22 protein-coding genes are annotated in these 17,956 nt (G+C 65.6%); 10 read left to right on the forward strand and 12 right to left on the reverse strand.

Annotated features, from left to right (window positions below):
* Positions 1-96 precede the first annotated feature (96 nt).
* Positions 97-660, forward strand: a complete 564-nt coding sequence (locus tag VHC04_RS20260; protein WP_325684545.1) for a DUF2939 domain-containing protein — start codon at positions 97-99, stop codon at positions 658-660.
* A 117-nt stretch (positions 661-777) separates the two neighbouring features.
* On the opposite strand, the gene VHC04_RS20265 is transcribed toward VHC04_RS20260, so the two are convergent.
* The gene (locus VHC04_RS20265) at positions 778-1,179 is read right to left on the reverse strand and encodes a rhodanese-like domain-containing protein (RefSeq protein WP_325684546.1); all 402 of its coding nucleotides are present in this window, start codon (positions 1,177-1,179) and stop codon (positions 778-780) included.
* A 22-nt stretch (positions 1,180-1,201) separates the two neighbouring features.
* Complete coding sequence (locus VHC04_RS20270; protein WP_325684547.1) at positions 1,202-1,786, reverse strand: phytanoyl-CoA dioxygenase family protein; 585 nt, start codon at positions 1,784-1,786, stop codon at positions 1,202-1,204.
* 588 nt (positions 1,787-2,374) lie between these two features.
* Here VHC04_RS20270 and VHC04_RS20275 point away from each other — a divergent pair.
* Complete coding sequence (locus VHC04_RS20275; RefSeq protein WP_325684548.1) at positions 2,375-2,917, forward strand: GNAT family N-acetyltransferase; 543 nt, start codon at positions 2,375-2,377, stop codon at positions 2,915-2,917.
* Between the two features lie 179 nt (positions 2,918-3,096).
* Here the strand turns inward: VHC04_RS20275 and VHC04_RS20280 are convergent, their stop codons facing one another.
* Both VHC04_RS20280 and VHC04_RS20285 read right to left on the reverse strand, forming a co-directional pair.
* Complete coding sequence (locus VHC04_RS20280) at positions 3,097-3,705, reverse strand: MlaC/ttg2D family ABC transporter substrate-binding protein (protein ID WP_325684549.1); 609 nt, start codon at positions 3,703-3,705, stop codon at positions 3,097-3,099.
* A 31-nt stretch (positions 3,706-3,736) separates the two neighbouring features.
* Positions 3,737-4,561, reverse strand: a complete 825-nt coding sequence (locus VHC04_RS20285; protein ID WP_325684550.1) for an MlaA family lipoprotein — start codon at positions 4,559-4,561, stop codon at positions 3,737-3,739.
* A 314-nt stretch (positions 4,562-4,875) separates the two neighbouring features.
* Between VHC04_RS20285 and metF the strand changes: the two genes are divergently transcribed.
* A complete protein-coding gene (gene metF / locus VHC04_RS20290; RefSeq protein ID WP_325684551.1) occupies positions 4,876-5,814 on the forward strand; it encodes a methylenetetrahydrofolate reductase [NAD(P)H] in 939 nt (312 codons plus the stop codon).
* 53 nt (positions 5,815-5,867) lie between these two features.
* Here the strand turns inward: metF and VHC04_RS20295 are convergent, their stop codons facing one another.
* Complete coding sequence (locus tag VHC04_RS20295) at positions 5,868-6,080, reverse strand: dodecin (RefSeq protein WP_325684552.1); 213 nt, start codon at positions 6,078-6,080, stop codon at positions 5,868-5,870.
* A gap of 178 nt (positions 6,081-6,258) precedes the next feature.
* The gene (locus tag VHC04_RS20300) at positions 6,259-6,999 is read right to left on the reverse strand and encodes an SDR family NAD(P)-dependent oxidoreductase (protein WP_325684553.1); all 741 of its coding nucleotides are present in this window, start codon (positions 6,997-6,999) and stop codon (positions 6,259-6,261) included.
* Positions 7,000-7,087: 88 nt separating this feature from the next.
* Here VHC04_RS20300 and VHC04_RS20305 point away from each other — a divergent pair, with 88 nt between their 5' ends.
* Positions 7,088-8,185, forward strand: coding sequence for a hypothetical protein (locus tag VHC04_RS20305; RefSeq protein ID WP_325684554.1), 1,098 nt, complete (start codon positions 7,088-7,090; stop codon positions 8,183-8,185).
* A 9-nt stretch (positions 8,186-8,194) separates the two neighbouring features.
* Here the strand turns inward: VHC04_RS20305 and VHC04_RS20310 are convergent, their stop codons facing one another.
* Together VHC04_RS20310 and VHC04_RS20315 are read right to left on the reverse strand one after the other, a co-directional pair.
* Positions 8,195-8,815 (reverse strand): class II aldolase/adducin family protein, encoded by a 621-nt coding sequence (locus VHC04_RS20310; protein ID WP_325684555.1) that lies wholly within the window; start codon positions 8,813-8,815, stop codon positions 8,195-8,197.
* On the reverse strand, positions 8,812-9,864 hold the full coding sequence (locus VHC04_RS20315; RefSeq protein ID WP_325684556.1) for a zinc-dependent alcohol dehydrogenase family protein: 1,053 nt from the start codon (positions 9,862-9,864) through the stop codon (positions 8,812-8,814). Before VHC04_RS20315 ends, VHC04_RS20310 begins: the two co-directional genes overlap by 4 nt.
* Before the next feature lie 457 nt (positions 9,865-10,321).
* On the opposite strand from VHC04_RS20315, the gene VHC04_RS20320 reads away from it, so the two are divergent.
* The 5 genes from VHC04_RS20320 to VHC04_RS20340 all read left to right on the forward strand — a co-directional run bounded on the left by VHC04_RS20320 (position 10,322) and on the right by VHC04_RS20340 (position 14,405).
* On the forward strand, positions 10,322-10,744 hold the full coding sequence (locus VHC04_RS20320) for a rubrerythrin family protein (RefSeq protein WP_325684557.1): 423 nt from the start codon (positions 10,322-10,324) through the stop codon (positions 10,742-10,744).
* Positions 10,745-10,871: 127 nt separating this feature from the next.
* Positions 10,872-12,236, forward strand: a complete 1,365-nt coding sequence (locus VHC04_RS20325) for a heterodisulfide reductase-related iron-sulfur binding cluster (protein WP_325684558.1) — start codon at positions 10,872-10,874, stop codon at positions 12,234-12,236.
* Between the two features lie 7 nt (positions 12,237-12,243).
* Positions 12,244-12,831: a DUF3501 family protein gene (locus VHC04_RS20330; RefSeq protein ID WP_325684559.1), complete on the forward strand. Its 588-nt coding sequence runs from the start codon at positions 12,244-12,246 to the stop codon at positions 12,829-12,831.
* Between the two features lie 162 nt (positions 12,832-12,993).
* Positions 12,994-13,962 carry an SPFH domain-containing protein gene (locus VHC04_RS20335; protein ID WP_325684560.1) on the forward strand — a complete coding sequence of 323 codons (969 nt, stop codon included), beginning with the start codon at positions 12,994-12,996 and terminating at the stop codon, positions 13,960-13,962.
* Positions 13,959-14,405 (forward strand): NfeD family protein, encoded by a 447-nt coding sequence (locus VHC04_RS20340; protein WP_325684561.1) that lies wholly within the window; start codon positions 13,959-13,961, stop codon positions 14,403-14,405. The genes VHC04_RS20335 and VHC04_RS20340 overlap by 4 nt, the downstream gene beginning before the upstream one ends.
* A 120-nt stretch (positions 14,406-14,525) precedes the next feature.
* Here the strand turns inward: VHC04_RS20340 and VHC04_RS20345 are convergent, their stop codons facing one another.
* The 4 genes from VHC04_RS20345 to VHC04_RS20360 form a co-directional block, all read right to left on the reverse strand.
* Positions 14,526-15,041, reverse strand: coding sequence for a hypothetical protein (locus VHC04_RS20345; protein WP_325684562.1), 516 nt, complete (start codon positions 15,039-15,041; stop codon positions 14,526-14,528).
* A 308-nt stretch (positions 15,042-15,349) separates the two neighbouring features.
* A complete protein-coding gene (locus tag VHC04_RS20350; protein ID WP_325684563.1) occupies positions 15,350-15,724 on the reverse strand; it encodes a hypothetical protein in 375 nt (124 codons plus the stop codon).
* A gap of 62 nt (positions 15,725-15,786) precedes the next feature.
* On the reverse strand, positions 15,787-16,080 hold the full coding sequence (locus tag VHC04_RS20355; RefSeq protein WP_325684564.1) for a hypothetical protein: 294 nt from the start codon (positions 16,078-16,080) through the stop codon (positions 15,787-15,789).
* Between the two features lie 112 nt (positions 16,081-16,192).
* Positions 16,193-17,221: a TIGR03557 family F420-dependent LLM class oxidoreductase gene (locus VHC04_RS20360; protein ID WP_325684565.1), complete on the reverse strand. Its 1,029-nt coding sequence runs from the start codon at positions 17,219-17,221 to the stop codon at positions 16,193-16,195.
* Between the two features lie 289 nt (positions 17,222-17,510).
* On the opposite strand from VHC04_RS20360, the gene VHC04_RS20365 reads away from it, so the two are divergent.
* Entirely contained in the window at positions 17,511-17,774 is a 264-nt protein-coding gene (locus VHC04_RS20365; protein ID WP_325684566.1) for a hypothetical protein, read from the forward strand.
* Positions 17,775-17,956 lie beyond the last annotated feature (182 nt).

A 17,956-nucleotide genomic window follows, 5' to 3' on the forward strand; every position in this document is an offset into this window, starting at 1 on the left:
TTATCAACGACTTTTGGCGAGTGTCAGGATACCGCGGATGCAACTGCATACGATGGCGAGTGGTTCCTGGCTGAGCGACTGATCGGAGCGTCCTCCATGCGCGTCAGGTGGCCTCTTTTTGCGACGGTGGTAACGGCGACGGTCGCCTACGCCGCCTATCCTTATGTCACGCTATACCGGCTTGGCACCGCCATGCAGACCGCCGACGCGGCGACCCTGGAACGGCTGGTCGACTGGCATGCGGTGCGGGAAGGGATCAAGGAAGATGTGTGCGACTACGTTGTCGACACCGGTCCAGCCCAGCCGCAAGGGTCGCTGCCCACCTTTGGCAGCGGCTTCATCCGGGGGATCGCCTCCAACGCCATCGACCGGCAGGTGACGCCGCAGGCGATCGTCGCGGCATCGACGGCGGCGCCGTCCAAGGATGCACGGGGCGATTCACGGCAGGAGCCGCGGGCCGAGACGCCCGCGAGCGCCATGGCGCGGGTCTCGGTGGATTGGGCCTTCTTCGAAAGCCCGACCGTCTTCACTGTCGATCTGCGCGCCCAGGGCGTGCGGGAGCCGGTACGCATGGAGCTGGACCTGCGGGAGGGCATCTGGCAGGTACGCCGCGTCTGGCTGCCGGTGGAGATGCTGAAGGGTCCGCCCTCCCGCACCTGATAGGACGGGATCGCGGTCTGGCCGGACCGGGTCCTCTGGCCCGCATCGTGCTCTGTCAACTCTTTGATTCAAGAGGGGACTCAAGCCCTCCAGCCGCCGGCTTCAGGCGATCGCGCTCTACGCCTTCGGCTTGACCGCCTCGACCGGCCCGCCCGCCTTTTTCCAGGCGCCAAACCCGCCCTCGATATGGGCGACCTTCTCCAGCCCCATATCCTGCGCCGTCTTCGCCGCCAGGGCGGAGCGCCAGCCGCCGGCACAGAAGAAGATGAACGTCTTCGGCTCCTGAAAGATCGGCTTGGCGTAAGGGCTTTCCGGGTCGATCCAGAATTCCAGCATGCCGCGCGTGCAGGAGAACGCGCCAGGCATCCTGCCCTCGCGTTCCAGTTCCCGGGGATCGCGCAGGTCGATGAAGACGACATCGTCCTTCCCGTACCGGGCCTGCGCTTCCGCGACGGACAGCGTTTGTATCTGCGCGTCCGCTTCCGCCAGAAGCTGCTTATAACCTTTCTTGATCTGCATCCGCGCGTCCGCCTCTAAATGCTCAGGTCGAGCAGGTTGTAGTCGATGATGCCGGCTTTGGCCGCCGCATGCCAGCGATAGGTTTCGCCCTCCAGCGGCTGGCACCGACAGGGGGTCTCGTGCGGAAAGCGCTGCCGCCGTGCATCGATCGCGTCTCCTTGCTGGTGTAGGCGAAGGAGCCGTGCACGGTTTGCCGGTTGGTGATCGCAACGTCGCCAGGGCGCAGACGACGGGCATTGCGTCCGGCAGCCGCTCCGTCCCGGCGGCGGCCATGGCCTTGATATTCCGCCTTGCCCCAACCGTGGGAGCCGGGCACGCCCCAGACGTCGTTGGCCGGGGTGCAGCCACGAAGCTGGCCCATGAGGTTGTAGCCGTGCGAGCCGTGGTCCCAGTCCGGGCTGTCCCAGTGGGTGACGCCGTCCTGGTGCCACGCGACCGAAGCGCCGCGACCGGGTTCCTTGATGAACAAGGCTTCGTTGAACGGCACGAAATCATCACCGTTCACCGCCGCGGCCACAGCCAGTTCGGCCGGTTTCAGGACGTTTTCGAAGACGTGGAAGCCGCAACGCCAATACGCGTCCAGAATGTCGGGACGAATTCCCGCCATCCGCCGTGTAGCGGATCGGGCCGCGGTTCCCCCAGGGTTCGGGCGCGTTCCGCGCCGGCTTCCAGATAGGACCGCATCGCGGCCCCTTCCGGTCCGTAATCCGGCAGGGGGCTGGTCGCCATCGCATTCATGACCGTGCCTCGGGCGTTTTCCTGAAGCCATGACAGGGTCAGGTCGATCCCATCTCATGCTTTATCAACGTTTTGATTCAAGAGCGCGATTCACGCCTTCTCGCCGTCGGCTTCAGGTGATGGCGCTCGCGACCTGACGATAGGCCCCAGCGCGGCGGCTGGCAAAGGTGCCTTTCCGCCCGGTTGCGCGCCGACGGGAAACCGATGACCGTCACGGCGGCCAAGACAGCCACGACCCATGGCCGGCCGCCAGCGTCTTTTCATCAAGCGATGGCTGGCAATTCGGCGCAAGGTCTGCGAACACGTCGCCATGCTGACCCAGACACGCGCCCATGGACGGACGCCGGCCACGCCGCCGGCGTGTCTTCGACAACGCGGGGACGCTCCGCGCCGCCGCTGACACGGTGACAGCGGCCGGCGACCGGCTGGTTCGCCGCTCCTGCCCGGCGGGGGCGAGATGAACCCGGCCTGGACATTGCGCACGGGGCGGCTGCTGCTGACCCCGATCGGCGGCCAGGATCTGGCGGATTTTCGCGCCATCGCCGGCGATCCTCGGGTGTTCGCGGTGATGCTGGGCGGTGTCCGGGATCCGGTCAGGGCGGCGGACGACCTGGCGCGCTTCGTCATCGCCTGGGGGCGCTGCGGCTATGGTATCTGGGCGATCCGCGAGCCCGACAACCGGCACCGGTTCCTGGGGATAGTCGGGCTGGAGGACCGGCCGGACGGCCGTGGCACCGGCCTGCGCTTCGCGTTGTGGCCGGAGGCGCAAGGCCGTGGCCTGGCGCGGGAGGCTGCCTGGGCAGCCTTGCGCTTCGGCCACGATCAGGCCGGCCTGCGCCGTATCGTCGCGGTGGCGCGGGAGACCAATGTGGGTTCCCGCACCGTCCTGGGCTGCATCGGCATGCACGAGGCCGAGACGTTTACCCAGAACGGGTACTGCATGGTGCTGTATGAGAGTGTGAGCGGTCCGGCCGTCCGGACCGTACCGGGCGTCCCCTGACGCTGCTTCAGCGCGATCGCCTGAAGCCGGCGGTGAGAAGGCGTGAATCGCGCTCCTGCATCAAAGGGTTGCTAAGGGATGATAGAGTCAACCCGACCCTGTCATGCTTGATGGCGTGACCCGGCTGACCTGGCTGGCGCGCGGCCGCCCGCCCTGCCGGTCATCAATGATGCCGGTCATCAATGATTCTGCGCCACCTGCTGGCGCATCGCCGCGATCAGCGAGTTGATGTCCTCATTGTTACGGCTCAGGAAGGATGCGTAATCCTGCCGTTGGGTCAGCCGCAGCGAGGTTCCCTCGGCCACGACGTCGATGATCTGCGGCCTGGTCGCGGGGTTGGAGATGATCCAGTCGACGTCCGCGGGCGGGTTGTTGGGCCGCAGCACGGTCGTCATGACGGCCGCATCCTCATCCTGCATGCGCCGGCGGCCCATCGCGAAGGCGACACCCTGGTATTGCCCCAGCTTGGCCGAGATGTTGATGACCAGCACGGTCCTGAACAGTTCCAGGTACTGCTTCTGCTGCTCCGGCGTTGCCTTGCGCCAGAACCGGCCCAGGCAGAATCGGGCCACGCCATCGACATCCACCGCCTGATCGATGATCCGGGTCAGCGCGGCCCGCTTGTCGGCGTCGCTGCCTGGTCCGTTGATGACGGCGACCAGCTTGTCACCGGTTGCCTTGACGAAGACGGCGGCTTTTTCGGCCGGCGATGTGTCCGCCCAGGCCGGCAGGGCGGCGGCGAGGCTGGAAACAGCCAGGAGGCTCAGCAAGGTCCGGCGGTGAGTCATGTTCGATCAAACTCCGGTGGCAGGCCCGTCCCTATTGGGCGGCGGTCTTTTTCGGCTGCGGAAACCAGACCGGGATGGTGTGCCGGTCGTCGTCCTGCATCTCCTTGATCTGCGCCGCTCGGTGCTGCCGGTAAAGGCTGCGGAACGTGGCATAGGGATCAAGTGCCGTCTTCTTGATCTGCTCGATCGGGTCAAGCACCCGCTCCCGCGCATCGATGGCGTTCATCGCCAGGCGTGACCAGTTGAACGCCTTCATCGCCGTGCTGTGCGGGCTGCCCACCCAGGTGAACGGGTCAAGCGCGATGTCAACGCCGAAGCCGGCGGCGTCGCGCGGGTCCGACGGGCCCAGCACCGGCAGGTAGAGGAATGGGCCTTCCGGCACGCCCCAGTTTGCCAGGGTCATGCCGAAATCGCTGTCATGCTTGCTGTAGCCCCATTTCTGGGCGACGTCGAAGATGCCCAGAACGCCGGCCGTCGTATTGATGACGAAGCGCATGAAAGTGTCACCGGCGCGGCGCGGCTTGCCCTGCATCATGTCGTTCGCCAGCGCGACAGGGGTGCCGAGGTTGCCCAGCACGTTGTGCACGCCGTTCCGGACCGGCTCCGGGACCGCGAAGCGGTAGGCTTCTGCGGCGGGTTTCAGGATCACCGTGTCCAGGCCGTTGTTGATCGCATAAAAGACGCGGTTGGTCGGCTCCAGCGGATCGTTCGTCGCCTTGAAATCCGCCACGGCGTCGGGATCGTCGGCCGGCGGCGGCGTCGCGCAGGCGCTGAGAAGGGCAGCCAGGCTGACGGTGACGGTGCAAATTCGGAGTGCCCCAACGAGCGAGCGAAGAGGACGTGGGGCAGACGGCATCAGAATCCTCTGGCAAGGGACCGGTTTGGTCCCGAATAACCGACAAGCGCCAACATGGCGAGTTCGGCCAGGATTGGAAATCCCCGCAATCCGGTCTTCACGTAAACGAGATGTAATGTTGTGTTATCATGTCCGGCGCCGGCAAGGGAACCGACAAGGGAGTTGCCCCGCCGGACCGACCAGGGGGAGCGGCCAGAAGGCTTCGGGAAGGCCCCTCCTTCACCGCCTCCGGTGGGCACGGCCGGGGGCAGGCCCCACAGTCGCCGCGGCAGGTAGCGCTTGCGTCGTGCCCGGGATATGAGGATTGAGAGAGCATGGATGACACACCTGCCCCAACCTTGCATCGCTGGCTGACGGGCCCGCGCTTCAGCGGCCTGCCGATCCAGAACGCCGACCACAAGCCACCGGCCCTGTCGTTCGAGTTCTTTCCGCCTCGCACCGAGGCATTGGAGCAACAGCTTTGGGCGTGCATTCAACGCCTGGCGCCGCTGAGGCCCCGATTCGTCTCGGTGACCTATGGTGCCGGCGGTTCGACCCAGGCGCGCACCCACGCGACGGTTGCCCGCCTCGTGCGGGAGACGAGGCTGGTACCGGCCGCCCACCTGACCTGCGTGGGCGCGGTGCGCGAGGAGGTGGATGAAGTCGCCCGCCGCTACTGGGATGCGGGCGTACGCCATATCGTCGCCTTGCGCGGCGACCCGCCGCCCGGCTCCACCTATTCACCGCATCCCGGCGGTTACCCCTACGCGGTGGACCTGGTCGCCGGACTGCGCAAGGTGGCACCGTTCGAGATTTCGGTGGCGGCGTACCCGGAGGTCCATCCGGCGGCCTCGAGTCCGATGGCGGACTTGGAAAACCTGAAGCGCAAGCTGGATGCCGGCGCGACGCGCGCGATCACCCAGTATTTCTTCGATACCACGACCTATCTGCGCTTTCTGGACCTGTGCCTTGCCGCCGGGATCACCGCGCCGATCGTGCCAGGGATCATGCCGGTGTCCAATTTCGCGCAGGCGGCGCGGTTTTCTGCCATGTGCGGGGCCGCCGTGCCGGCCTGGATGGCCCGCCTTTTCGAAGGTACCGAGGAGGATGCGGAAACGCGTCGCATGGTCGGCATGGTGGTTGCCGCCGAACAGGTGCGCCTGCTGCAGGCCAACGGTGTCGACGAGTTTCACTTCTATACGCTGAACCGGCCTGACCTGACCTATGCGATCGCCCATGTCCTGGGGGTACGCCCCGACGCCGACGCCGCCTGAGACCCGCGGAGCCGGCGGCTCATTGCGGCCAGGCGCGGCGGTGTCAGCCTGGATCAACCGTCCTCGAGGCGGAAGCCGGCTTTCATCGTGACCTGGTAGTCGGCGATCTTGCCGTCCTCGATATGGCCGCGGATCTGCACGACTTCGAACCAGCCCAGCTGGCGCACGCTGGCCGCCGCCTTGGCGATGGCGGAGTCGATGGCTTTCGTCACGCTCTCCGGCGAGGTACCCACCAGTTCGATGACCTTGTATACGTGGTTGGCCATGGCCGCGGTTCCTCCCTGCTGCCCGAGCAGCGACGTGCTGCCTTGCGTAGGATAACACGATCCGCGCGGTCCGGTGCCGCTGCGGCAGGCGTCATCGCCGGTGGATCGAAACAACAATCCGAGAGTGTCGGCGGCCGCACCATGACGGGCGCGGCCGGCTCCTGGGGGTCTGCTCGCGTCAGCTGAACGCCATGCCGCCGGACAGGGCCACGGTCTGGCCCGTCATATAGGCATTGCCAACCAGCATCATGACGACCATCGCCACCTCCTCCGGCGTGCCGAAACGGCCAAGCGGAATGCGGGAGGGCGTGGCGGCGACCCCGGCGCGCACCATGTCGGTCTCGATCAGCGATGGCGCGACGGCATTCACGGTGATGCCTTCCTTCACCAGGCGGGCGGCATAGCCTCTTGTCATGCCCTCCATGCCGGCCTTCGACGCGTTGTAGTGCAGGCCGACGCCTCCGGCGCCGCGCGCGGCGCCGGAGGAGATGTTGACGATCCGCCCCCAATGCTGCTCCCGCATATGCGGGAGCACCGCCTGGGTGCAGAGGAACACCGATTTCAGATTGACGGCGATGGTCCGGTCGAAATCCGCTTCGGTCAGGTCATCGATGCCGCGGATCAGCGCGATGCCGGCATTGTTGACCAGGATGTCGATGGGCCCCAGCCCGTCTTGCACCGTCCGCACCAGTTTGGCCACTGCGCTCGCCTCCGAGACATCGGCCGCGACAGCCAGGGCCTTGCGCCCGATCGCCCGCACCTTCGCGGCAGCCGCATCCGCGTCGGCCGCAGCGCTGCGGTAATTGATCGCCACATTCGCCCCGGCTTCCGCCAGCGCCTGGACGATGGCGGCGCCGATCCCGCGCGATCCACCGGTCACCAGGGCGACACGGCCGGTCAGGTCAACGATCTGGGGCATTGGGGGCCTCGCGTAACGGGATTAGGCGAAAATTAACGCAGCGGTTCGAGGATCACGCGTGGTGCGCAAGTCGGAAAGGCATGATTAAATGGTATACGCGTTCGACACGCTGTCCTACGCCAGACGCCTGCAGGACGCGGGGGTCCCCTTGCCGGAGGCCGAGGCACACGCCGACGCGGTGCGCGCATTCATCATGTCTGACCTCGTCACCAAGGCGGATCTGGAGATCCTCCACCAGCAATTCGGCTGGGTGCGGGCCGAATTTGCCTGGGTTCGCGCCGAGTTCGGCGTGCTGCGCGGCGAGATCGCGTCGGGCGATCAGGCTCTTCGGGCCAGGATCGGGTCGTTCGAGCGCAGCTTCCACGGAGAGATCATATCCCTGGAACGCGGGTTGCGGGAGGAGATCGGGACACTGGGGCAGCGCGTCCACGAAGAGACTGCCACGGTCGAGCGGGGGTTGCGGGAGGAGATCGGGACGCTCGGACAGCGCGTCCATGATGAGACGGCCGCAGTGGAACGCGGGTTGCGGGAGGAGATCGGGACGCTGGGGCAGCGCGTCCATGATGAGACGGCCGCGGTCGAGCGCGGTCTGCGGGAGGAGATCGGGACGCTCGGACAACGCGTCCACGATGAGACGGCCACAGTGGAACGCGGGTTGCGAGAGGAGATCGGGACGCTCGGACAGCGCGTCCACGATGAGACGGCCACAGTGGAACGCGGGTTGCGGGAGGAGATCGGGACGCTCGGACAGCGCGTCCACGATGAGACTGCCACAGTGGAACGCGGGTTGCGGGAGGAGATCGGGACGCTCGGACAGCGCGTCCACGATGAGACTGCCGCGGTCGAGCGCGGGTTGCGGGAGGAGATCGGGACGCTCGGGCAGCGCGTCCAGGAGGCTATTGCCGCGGCGGAACGCGGGTTGCGGGAAGAGAGTGGGTCTCTCGAAGATAATCTTCGCAACGAATTCTCCATCACGAAGCAGGAACTCCGCGGGGAGATCGCCGCCACAAGGCAGGAGCTCCGAGAGGACATGGTGGCGATGAGGCGCGATCTCACCGAGGCCATATCCGCTGTGCGCCGGGAAATGACGGCTCTGATCGCCAATGTCGAGGTTCGAGTAACGATGCGACTCGGGGCCATGTTGACGGTCGCGGTCGGCATCCTTGCCGCCATCATCAAGTTGTAGCCCTCGGGCTCAAGCCTGCCCGTAGGCGCGAAACCGTTCGCGCGCCGCCTGCATCTCCTCCTTCGACAACAGCCGGGGCGTGCCGGCCGCCCGCGCCATCAGATATTGGCGGCACAGCGTTTCCAGCAGGACCGCGTCATCCAATGCCTGGCGAGCGGTGGCACCACCAACGATCATGCCATGGTTGGACAATAGACAGGCCGAGCGGCCGTGAATCGCCACCGCCGCGAGATCGGCGAGTGCCTGGGTACCCAACGTGGCATACCGGGCGCAGCGCACATCGTCACCGCCGAAGCGGAGCACCATGTAATGAAACGGCGGCAACCGCTCATTCAGGCAGGCCAGCGCGGTCGCGGCATCGGCATGGGCGTGCACCAGGAAATTCAAGCCGGGACAGGTCGCATAGACGGCGGCGTGCGTCGCCCATTCGCTCGACCGCGGGTTCTGGTTCAGCGCCTGCCCCTGCATCGTCGCGCTGGCCAGGTCGGCGACCGATAAACCGGCCGGCGCGCTGCCGGTGGGGGTCATCAGCATGCCCTCCGGCGTGCGCGCACTGACATTGCCCGACGTGCCGACAATCAGCTTTTCCGCCGCCGCCTTGTACAGCCAGACAATGTCATCACCGATCATATCAGGAAGACGCCCTTCCCATCAGCCTGCTTGTCGAACAGCTTGTACGCCGTGTCCGCCTGATCCAACTTCCAGCGGTGGGTGAACAGCGCGTCCACATCCACTTTCCGCTCGACGCAGAACGTCGCGCATTCCGCCTGGATGATGTTGGAGAAGGTCCAGGAGGCCACAAGGGTCATCTGCCGGCGCAGCAGCATCGGGCTGACATCGATATCGACATGTCCGCCCTCGCCCACGAAGCACATCGTGCCCCAGACCTTGGTGGACTTGATGGCATTGGCCCGAGCCTCGGCGTTGGAGGAGGTGTCCAGCGACAGGTCGGCATAGCGGCCATGGGTCAGGTCCTTGATCGCCGCCACCGGGTCATTGCTGCCGGGGTCCACCACCTCATCGGCGCCGAATTCCTTGGCCCGTTTCAACCGCTGCGGGCTGATGTCCAGGGCGATGACGCGGGCGCCCATGGCCTTGGCAAACTGGGTCGCCGCCAGCCCGACCGGACCCTGGCCGAAGATGGCGATGGTATCGCGGCCGTTGATGTTCATCCGCCGCAGGGCGCCGTAAGCGGTGCCGGAGCCGCAGGCGATCGCCGCGCCGGCCTCGAATGTCAGCTCATCGGGCAGCGGCACCAGCGTGTCGGCCGGTACTTTCATGTATCGGGCGTGGCCGCCATGGGCGTTGTTGCCGTACACCTTCACCGGCACTTCCTGGCAGAGCTGCTGCCAACCCGACCGGCAGTGGCCGCACTGGGTGCAGCCGGTGTAGTGATGCACCATCACCCGTGCCCCGATCCTGGCTTGCGCCGGCAGGACGTCCGGACCGATCGCGACCACCACGCCGCAGGGCTCGTGTCCAGCAATGGTCGGGTTCGGGTTGAATGGCAGCCCGGTGCCCTGGCGATCCTGGTTCCGCGGCCGGCGATATTGGTGCAGATCGGACCCACACATGCCGGATGCCTTCATCTCCAGCACCACTTCGCCGGATCCCGGCGTCGGGTCGGGGAACGTCATCAACTCCAGTTCACGATCACCCGTGAAGACGACACCTTGCATGGTTTCCTCCTGCTGCCGCCGGGCTGTCGCCCGAGCCGCGGTGATCATAGCGGCTTCGCCCGGTGGTGAAAGCCGAGGAGCCGGGCTGGACGCCGCCGCGAGCGCGGACGTGGCGGTCGAGATCGGCCGGCAGCCAGGCTTCCGATCGGGCGGCCATGCGCCTCCACCGCCTTATATCACCCGCCTTATATCAAAGAACGGACCTGCCGGGCGGAACCGGTCCTGCAGCGGCCGTGCGCGGTAGCGACGCGGCGCACTACACGCGGCGCATGACAGCGGTCTCTGCGTCCGTGGTTCAGGTTCAATCGAGAAAATTCATAACGTGACGAACTTCCATGAGCGCGGCATCTACTCTAAACTGCCCGTGCTGGGTGTTTCGCAGCCAGTCCGATCCGGCGGCGCTGCACGCCTGGTCGGCCGGTATCACCCATCCGGATTGTGCTGAAAAGGAACTATCATGGCTACGCTGAAGGGAAGTAAGACCGAAGAGAATTTGAAGGCTGCCTTCGCCGGCGAATCGCAGGCCAATCGCCGCTATCTGTATTTCGCGCAGAAGGCGGACGTCGAAGGCCATAACGACGTCGCGGCGGTGTTCCGCTCGACCGCCGAGGGCGAAACCGGCCATGCCCATGGCCATCTGGAGTACCTGGAAGCCTCGGGCGACCCGGCCACCGGCCTGCCGATCGGCGCGACCGACAAGAACCTGGCCGCCGCGATCGCCGGTGAGACGCATGAATACACAGATATGTATCCTGGTATGGCGCGGACGGCACGCGACGAAGGATTCGACGAAATCGCCGACTGGTTCGAAACACTGGCGAAGGCGGAACGGTCGCATGCCGGCCGCTTCCAGAAGGCGTTGAACGAACTGGCCGCCTGACCGCGGTCCCCACGGCTCGGCGCTGCAAGTCGAACTGGATTGATCATCATCATGGCTCGCCGGCATGGCGGGCCATGATGCGTGTCTGGGCACGCGCGCGGCCCGGCAATGAAGGAACGAGGCGTCAATGAGAGAAGGCAGCCTGGAGGCGCCGACCCGCCATCCGATCCCCTGGCAATCGCGGGAGTTCTACGATACCGCCGCCATCGAGAAGGAGCTGCACCGGGTCTTTGACATCTGCCATGGCTGCCGCCGCTGCTTCAACCTGTGCCAATCGTTCCCGATCCTGTTCGATCTGGTCGATGAATCGCCGACGCAGGAGCTGGACGGCGTCGATCCGAAGGATTTCAAGCGCGTCGTCGATGCCTGCACGCTGTGTGACATGTGCTTCATGACGAAGTGCCCCTACGTCCCGCCGCACGAATTCAACCTGGACTTCCCTCATCTGATGCTGCGCTATCGCGCCATGGAGGCGGACCAGGGCAGGCTGACCTTCGCCGACAAGCAGCTGGCCGAGACGGACCGCAACGGCATGGTGGCCAACATGGTGTCCAGCCTGGCCAACTGGACGACGGATCGCGGCAACCGCACCCTGGGCACCGTGTTCCGGGACGCCGCCGGGCTGCATCCGGAAGCGGAATTGCCGAAATACGCGGAACATCGGCTGCAGACGCTGGCCGCCGCCTATGTGCCCAGCGTGAATGCCGAGGCGCCGGCCTTCGGCCGCAAGGCGGTCATCTATGCCACCTGTTTCGGCAACTACAACGCGCCCGAGGTCGGCATCGCCGCCCGCGCCGTGCTGGCCAGGAACGGTGTCGAGACGGAAGTGGTCTATCCCGCCTGTTGCGGCATGCCGCTGCTGGAACAGGGACGGGTAGCCGACGTCGCCGCCAACGCAAGGAAGGTCGCGGCAGAGATGGGGCCGTGGATCGACAAGGGCTACGACGTCATCGCGCTGGTGCCGTCCTGCGCGCTGATGCTGAAATTCGAATGGCCATTGATCGAGCCGGATGACCCCACCGTCGCCAGGCTGGCCAAGGCGAGTTTCGACTTGAGCGAATACGTCGTCGACATCGCCAAAAAGGAAGGGATTGCCCCCGGCATGAGTGACATGCCGGAACTGATGACGCTGCACATGGCCTGCCACGCCAGGGCACAGAACATGGGGCAGAAGGCGGCTGAGATGCTGCGGCTGGTGCCGAAGGCCAAGGTGAAGGTGATCGAGCGCTGCTCCGGCCATGGCGGCAGCTGGGGCTTCAAGAAGGAGCATTTTGATATCGCCATGAAAATCGGCCGCCCGGTGGCACGGCAGGTGGCGCAGGCGGAAAAGGGCTTCGTGACGTCGGAATGCCCGCTGGCCGGCGTCCATATCGCCCAGGGCGTCGACAAGGCGGCCCCCGATGCGTCACATCCGACCCTGGTCACCCACCCGATCCAGATCATCGCCCGCGCCTACGGCATCGACGCCGTGCCCGGCGGCCGGTCCCTATGAGGTAATGATGACGAAGCGCGTTCTGACCGCAGCCGATATCCTGCCCATGGAGGACTACACCCGAAACCGGACAGAGCACCGCCGCCGCGTGTCATTGAAGAAACGAAACAGGCGGGTCGCTGTCGGACCTTCGATCACCTTCTATTTCGAGTGCTTCGAGACCATGTGGCTGCAGGTGCAGGAGATGGTCTACATCGAGAAGGGCGGCGCGGAGCAGGTGCCCGGCGAGCTGGAAGCCTACAACCCGCTGATCCCCAACGGCAGCGAGCTGACCGCTACCTTCATGATCGAGATCGATGACCCGATCCGCCGCAAGCGTACCCTCGCCTCATTGGGCGGCATCGAGGACGCCGCCTTCCTGCGCGTCGGCGGCGAAACCATCGGCGGTATCGCCGAAGCCGACCAGGACCGCACCACGGCAGAGGGCAAGGCATCCTCGGTCCAGTTCGTCCATTTCCCGTTCACGCCGGAGCAGATCGCCGCCTTCTCCACCCCGAACGCCGAGGTGGTGCTGGGCTTTTCGCACCCGCACTACCGCCACATGACCGTGCTGCCGGAGGCGGTCAGAGCGGAGCTGGCGACGGATTTCGGCTGACATCGCGCGGCCGGTAGGTCCGAAGTCGATTCCGTCAAGACCGGGACCGCGCCGCCGCGATAGCATCAAGGCAAGCCGGGCGCGTAACATGACGCGGGCGCCCGCGCAGCCGGCAAGACCGGCTGACGGGCCGACCGAAAGGGAACGTTCAAGAGGAACGTCATGGAAAGCGCCATCATCCTGGTCTGGATCGTCATTCTGATCCTCGTCGTCGTCACCCTGTTCGCCGGGGTGAAGACGGTACCGCAGGGCCAGATCTGGACCGTCGAGCGCTTCGGCGCCTTCACGCGCCTGCTGTCGCCGGGTCTGAACTTCGTGATGCCCTATATCGACCGCATCGGCCGCCGCATGAACGTGCAGGAACAGGTCGTCGATATCCCCGAACAGAGCGTCATCACCCGCGATAATGCCACCGTGGCCGTCGACGGCATCATCTATTACCGGGTGATGGAGCCGGAAAAGGCAGCCTATCAGGTCGCCAACCTGGATCGGGCCCTGACCACCCTGGCAATGACGAATATCCGCGCGGTGATCGGCGAGATGGAGCTGGATGCTACGCTGTCGTCGCGCGAGCGCATCAATTCCTCGCTGCTGGAAACGCTGGACGGCGCGACCGCCCCCTGGGGCGTGAAGGTCAGCCGGGTGGAAATCCGCAAGATCGAGCCACCGACCAACCTGATCCATGCCATGAACCTGCAGATGACCGCCGAGCGCGAACGCCGGGCCGTGGTTGCTCGGGCTGATGGCGAACGCCAGGCGGCGATCATGCGCGCCGAAGGCGAGAAGCAGGCGCTGATCCTGGCCGCGGAGGGCCGGCAGCAAGCGGCGACGCGTGACGCCGAGGCCCGCATCGCCCTGGCACGCGCGGAGGCCAGCGCGACCGAGATGGTGTCTACCGCGGCACAGCAGCATGGCCAGGCCGGTCTGAACTACTTCATCGCCGATCGGTATATCCGGGCATTCCAGTCACTCGCCGCCTCACCGGGCTCGCGGCTGGTGGTGGTGCCGATGGAAAGTGCCGGCCTTGCCGGCGGCGTCGTGCAGGCGATGCAGTGGCTGCGGGAAGGCAACGCCGATCCCGGGACCGCCGCGCGGCCGCCCGCACCGCGCGGATCGGTGCCGCCGGCGTGACGGGGCTGCCGGCCGTGGAAGACTGGATCACCTGGCTGCTTGTGGGGTTCGTGCTGCTGATCGCGGAGCTGCTGCTGCCCGGCGTGTTCCTGATGTGGATCGGCCTGGCGTGCCTGGGGACCGGACTGGTGGCGCTGGCCGTATCGTCGGGGTTCGGCACCCAGGTGGTGGTGTTCTGCGTGCTGGTGGTCGTGGCGCTGAGCCTCGGGCTGAAGGCGCGGCGCCGGCCACCACGGCTGGAAACGCAGACCGGTGGCCTGGCCGGCCGGCGGGCGATCGCCCTGCGGTTCGACGGCAGTGAGGGACGGGTCCGTGTCGGCGACAGCGACTGGGCGGCTCGGATCCTGCCCGGCGAGCCCATGCCGGCGCCCGGCGCGCGGCTGCGGGTGGAGCGGGTCGAGGGGACGGTGCTGGTGGTGCGGGCGGACGCCGAGACAAAATAACGCCCACCGACACAGGCGGGGCGGCCCATCATGGCCCGGAGCCGCAGAACCTGCCCCCGATCGCGGAGCACGGAGGCGAAGGTGGTGCAGGTGGTGAACTAGAGAGGCGAAGCTAGTGAACTAGAATCGCAACGGTCGGGCTTTTCGCGGGTGACTGGTGCGCCACGCCTCCTCAAGATACGGCATCCATTCGAGGATGACGATCGCGGCCAGCAGCGACCCGATATAGGTGGCCGGTAACTTCTGCCGCTTCCATCGTATGGACCAATCCGCCGTCCGGCCCCGCATCCCGAATATGCTCGACACCTGAGGCCAGTGCAGGACAGCAACGAAAGCAAGGGCCATCAGCGGAATCATTTCAAGAAAACTGTGCACATGCTGTTCGATCGGCGATACGACCCGCCGCTTGCTGGCCAGTGTGACATCCCATAGCGCGGTGGCTTCGTGCACGATGAATGCCCCGGCCATCAGCAGCAATACGGGCGGGCTTATCTCCAGAAACAGGCCGGCCAGCACCGGCACCGCGGCCTCCCCCAGCATGAGCAGATGCAGGGCCGATTCGGGAAACCCCGATGTATGCTCGATATCCGCCTTCCGGTGACACCACCAGTCGGCGATCCCGGCGAGGAGCCACACCGGCAGAATGAAGCCGAGCAGAACATTGCGTGTGGCATCCCGTGTATCGCCCGGGACCGGCGGCGCGGGCGACAGCGTCCCGGGCCGGCAGGTCCGCAGGACGAGGGACAGCGCGGTCCCCGTCCCCAGCCCTAGAAGCAACACCTTGCGCATGGATCATCCTTTTATCCCGACAAACGGCCGTGCTTCCCGCATGCCCCGACCGACGGCCTTCGTTCCGAAGCAGACGAAACAAGCCGATCGGACGGGGAAATGGGACCTCCCGATGGCGGACGGCATCGCCCGATCGCGGACCATCGGCTAACGGATTATTTGATCGGAGCCTGCTGGCCCTCATTCGGCACCTGCCGCGGCGGGACCACGGGCATCGGGTATTCCTGGGCCGGCGGCGCGCCCTTGTTAATCCCGGGATCGCCGATGGCGGGTGGAGGAATGACGTCGCCCGACGGGCCGCGTCTTGAGTCATTCGGCTTCGACGAAGGCTCTGCCGGCTTGGCGTCGGTTCCTCGGTTGATTTCCGGAACCGTGGCGTCTTCGTGGTTGTCGGTTTGCGACGCCACACGCCGGGCGGGCCCGGGAAATGGACTGAGCAGCAGCAAGAGGACGGCACAGAGAAAATATCGTTGCAGCGGCAAGCCCTTGCCACGGCCGAGAAACCCCGCATCTCCGGAAGCCATTTTCATGTCTCTCCTCCTTCCGAGGCACAGCTGCCGCGGCACCCGCTTCGAGGCCCGCGGTCTCCCGTTCACTCTTGTGAGTCGCGCTGCCTGGGACGAGCCGACGGCGTTTGCGGCCGATCCCCCTGATCGGTCAGACGGCTCGGAAATTCACCGAGGTTGTCTTGCAGTGCCGCCTCCTCGATCACCGGTCGGTCGCCTTGCATGGGATTGGGAAGTTGCCCGGCGGTGGGGTTGTCCTTGATGGCTTGCAGCTCCCGGGCCCGCTCAATGAACTCCTCCAATTTGCCAGGAGGTGCCCCTTCCTCGATCCAGAGCCGCTTGCCGTATTCATAAATGTCGTGGCGTTCCGTCTGAACCATGTCAGTCCTCCGATAAATGCCTCGCGCTCAAAGGCGCGGGCCGGTACGATCGATTTGCGGATGCCCGGAACAGCGGATGCCAGGTCCATCCCCACGCCGGCGGCTCGGCCTGTCATGCCGTCCCTGTCGGTGACTTCAGTGTCGGTGACTTCAGGGTCGGTGACTTCAGGTTGGGCAGGACATGCGTGGCATAAAACGCGATGACCCTTCGCTGGTCCGGTTGACCGGCATGAATATTGACGATCGTTGCGCCGCTTTCCTGAATTTCCTGGATCGTTTCGATATGCGGTGCGGCTTCGGCGCTGATCGGCCAGCCCCGCATCACCTCCTCCATCGGTATCTGCGCCGCCCGGCGCTGGATTTCAGCCGGATCGCGCACATTATACAGCGACTTGAAGGCGTTCGGCCCGAAGCGCCAGAGCTCCGCCGCCTGGCGCGCTTCGCTTTGTCCCCCCACGACGACATATTGTTCGATCAGCACAGGCATCATGTCCGGATTCCTGCCCGCGGCGTGGGCGGCGTCCTGCCACTCCGCCTTGTGCGCCTTCCAGGTCATCGGATCCGTGATCAGCCCGTCGCCATATCGGGCGGCCAGCCGGATGGATTTGCGGCCATTCGCGGCCGTCAGCAACGGGATCGGCGCCGCCGGCGGATCATGGAGCCGCGCGTTGACGGTGTAGTATGATCCTTTCCTGGCGACTGCCTCGCCTGTCCAGAGCTCGCGGATGATATCGATGGCCTCGATCAGGCGATCCCACCTTTCCTGCCATCCGGGCCACAGCCCCGTCGCGGCTTCTTCGTTCAATGCCTCTCCCGATCCGACGCCCAGGAAAATGCGGCCAGGCGCCAAGTGGCTGAGGGATGCAAAGGCGGAGGCAACCACGGCCGGCGCATAGCGGAGGATGGGGCAGGTCACCGTGGTCCCCATCCAGCTTCGCCGGACCTGCCCGCTCAACGCGGCAATCGTGGTCCAGGCCATATTGGAATGACCCTGATTGGCCTGCCATGGCTGCAAATGATCGCTGCATGCCAGAAGATCGAAGCCGGCCTGCGATGCCTGACGTCCGATCCCGACGAGCTCTTGTATCGGGAATTGCTCGTGGGCGAGCATGTAGCCGATCAGCCCCTTGGCGATTGTCATGGTCCGCTCCTGGCTTTTGCCGCGGTGCTTTTGCCGCGACGGGGGGACGGTCGCGGCAGGAACCGCGGACTGGCGATTCTGACCTGCCCATTGTCCCCGCCGCCGACCGCAGCTTCGTGGATCAAGGCTTTCGATCGAAACCGAGCGGGGCTGGATGTGTTCGCCACCCATGGGCAGCAACTTTCCGTGGGCGAGCGGTGTCCCGATCCTCTCCGGCTTTTGATGGAGGCCGCCGCCAACCCGGGTCACCGAAGATTGCTTCTCCCCGCACCGGAAATCGCATTCGGGAATGGAGAAGGAAGGAGAAGGAATCAGCATGCTCGAAAAGCGACGCAGCCTCGGCGTGCTCCGTGCCCGGCTGATCCGGACCGATGACGGGCTGTTTCAGGCCGACTACAGCGGGGAAATAAACCCCGATCCCAGCGATGCCCGCGACATCCCGGACCGTCACATTGCCACCAGCGCCGCTGATCTCAGGATCTGGGTCGAACAGATGGCCGGCCGACTTGGTTACGAACGGGTCATCTGGGACGAGGGTGAGGACGGACAGTAAATCCTGAAAATCCCGACCACAGTAAATCCCGACCGGAGCCTGGCATGACCGGAGCCTGGCATGATGGGCGCTGAATCAGGGAACCATGTTCGGCCGGCCGCTATCCGCTCATTTAAGCGCGATCAGCGACTCCCATCGAAACCATCCTCGGCGGCCCCGCATTAAAATCCACAGTTCCCCGC

It is taken from the genome of Rhodopila sp. (assembly GCF_035548095.1).
In the GTDB taxonomy this organism is placed as follows: Bacteria; Pseudomonadota; Alphaproteobacteria; order Acetobacterales; family Acetobacteraceae; genus Rhodopila.

Bases quoted from the DNA above. Each gene is read 5' to 3' on its own strand.
- VHC04_RS20330 (WP_325684559.1), top strand. From the start codon at position 12,244: ATGACGAAGCGCGTTCTGACCGCAGCCGATATCCTGCCCATGGAGGAC.
- VHC04_RS20325 (WP_325684558.1), top strand. From the start codon at position 10,872: ATGAGAGAAGGCAGCCTGGAGGCGCCGACCCGCCATCCGATCCCCTGG.
- VHC04_RS20285 (WP_325684550.1), bottom strand. From the start codon at position 4,561: ATGCCGTCTGCCCCACGTCCTCTTCGCTCGCTCGTTGGGGCACTCCGA.
- VHC04_RS20270 (WP_325684547.1), bottom strand. From the start codon at position 1,786: ATGGCGGGAATTCGTCCCGACATTCTGGACGCGTATTGGCGTTGCGGC.
- VHC04_RS20280 (WP_325684549.1), bottom strand. From the start codon at position 3,705: ATGACTCACCGCCGGACCTTGCTGAGCCTCCTGGCTGTTTCCAGCCTC.
- VHC04_RS20360 (WP_325684565.1), bottom strand. From the start codon at position 17,221: ATGACAATCGCCAAGGGGCTGATCGGCTACATGCTCGCCCACGAGCAA.
- VHC04_RS20260 (WP_325684545.1), top strand. From the start codon at position 97: ATGCGCGTCAGGTGGCCTCTTTTTGCGACGGTGGTAACGGCGACGGTC.
- VHC04_RS20295 (WP_325684552.1), bottom strand. From the start codon at position 6,080: ATGGCCAACCACGTATACAAGGTCATCGAACTGGTGGGTACCTCGCCG.
- VHC04_RS20300 (WP_325684553.1), bottom strand. From the start codon at position 6,999: ATGCCCCAGATCGTTGACCTGACCGGCCGTGTCGCCCTGGTGACCGGT.
- VHC04_RS20310 (WP_325684555.1), bottom strand. From the start codon at position 8,815: ATGATCGGTGATGACATTGTCTGGCTGTACAAGGCGGCGGCGGAAAAG.
- VHC04_RS20305 (WP_325684554.1), top strand. From the start codon at position 7,088: ATGGTATACGCGTTCGACACGCTGTCCTACGCCAGACGCCTGCAGGAC.
- metF (WP_325684551.1), top strand. From the start codon at position 4,876: ATGGATGACACACCTGCCCCAACCTTGCATCGCTGGCTGACGGGCCCG.
- VHC04_RS20355 (WP_325684564.1), bottom strand. From the start codon at position 16,080: ATGGTTCAGACGGAACGCCACGACATTTATGAATACGGCAAGCGGCTC.
- VHC04_RS20275 (WP_325684548.1), top strand. From the start codon at position 2,375: ATGAACCCGGCCTGGACATTGCGCACGGGGCGGCTGCTGCTGACCCCG.
- VHC04_RS20335 (WP_325684560.1), top strand. From the start codon at position 12,994: ATGGAAAGCGCCATCATCCTGGTCTGGATCGTCATTCTGATCCTCGTC.
- VHC04_RS20320 (WP_325684557.1), top strand. From the start codon at position 10,322: ATGGCTACGCTGAAGGGAAGTAAGACCGAAGAGAATTTGAAGGCTGCC.
- VHC04_RS20350 (WP_325684563.1), bottom strand. From the start codon at position 15,724: ATGAAAATGGCTTCCGGAGATGCGGGGTTTCTCGGCCGTGGCAAGGGC.
- VHC04_RS20265 (WP_325684546.1), bottom strand. From the start codon at position 1,179: ATGCAGATCAAGAAAGGTTATAAGCAGCTTCTGGCGGAAGCGGACGCG.
- VHC04_RS20315 (WP_325684556.1), bottom strand. From the start codon at position 9,864: ATGCAAGGTGTCGTCTTCACGGGTGATCGTGAACTGGAGTTGATGACG.
- VHC04_RS20365 (WP_325684566.1), top strand. From the start codon at position 17,511: ATGGAGAAGGAAGGAGAAGGAATCAGCATGCTCGAAAAGCGACGCAGC.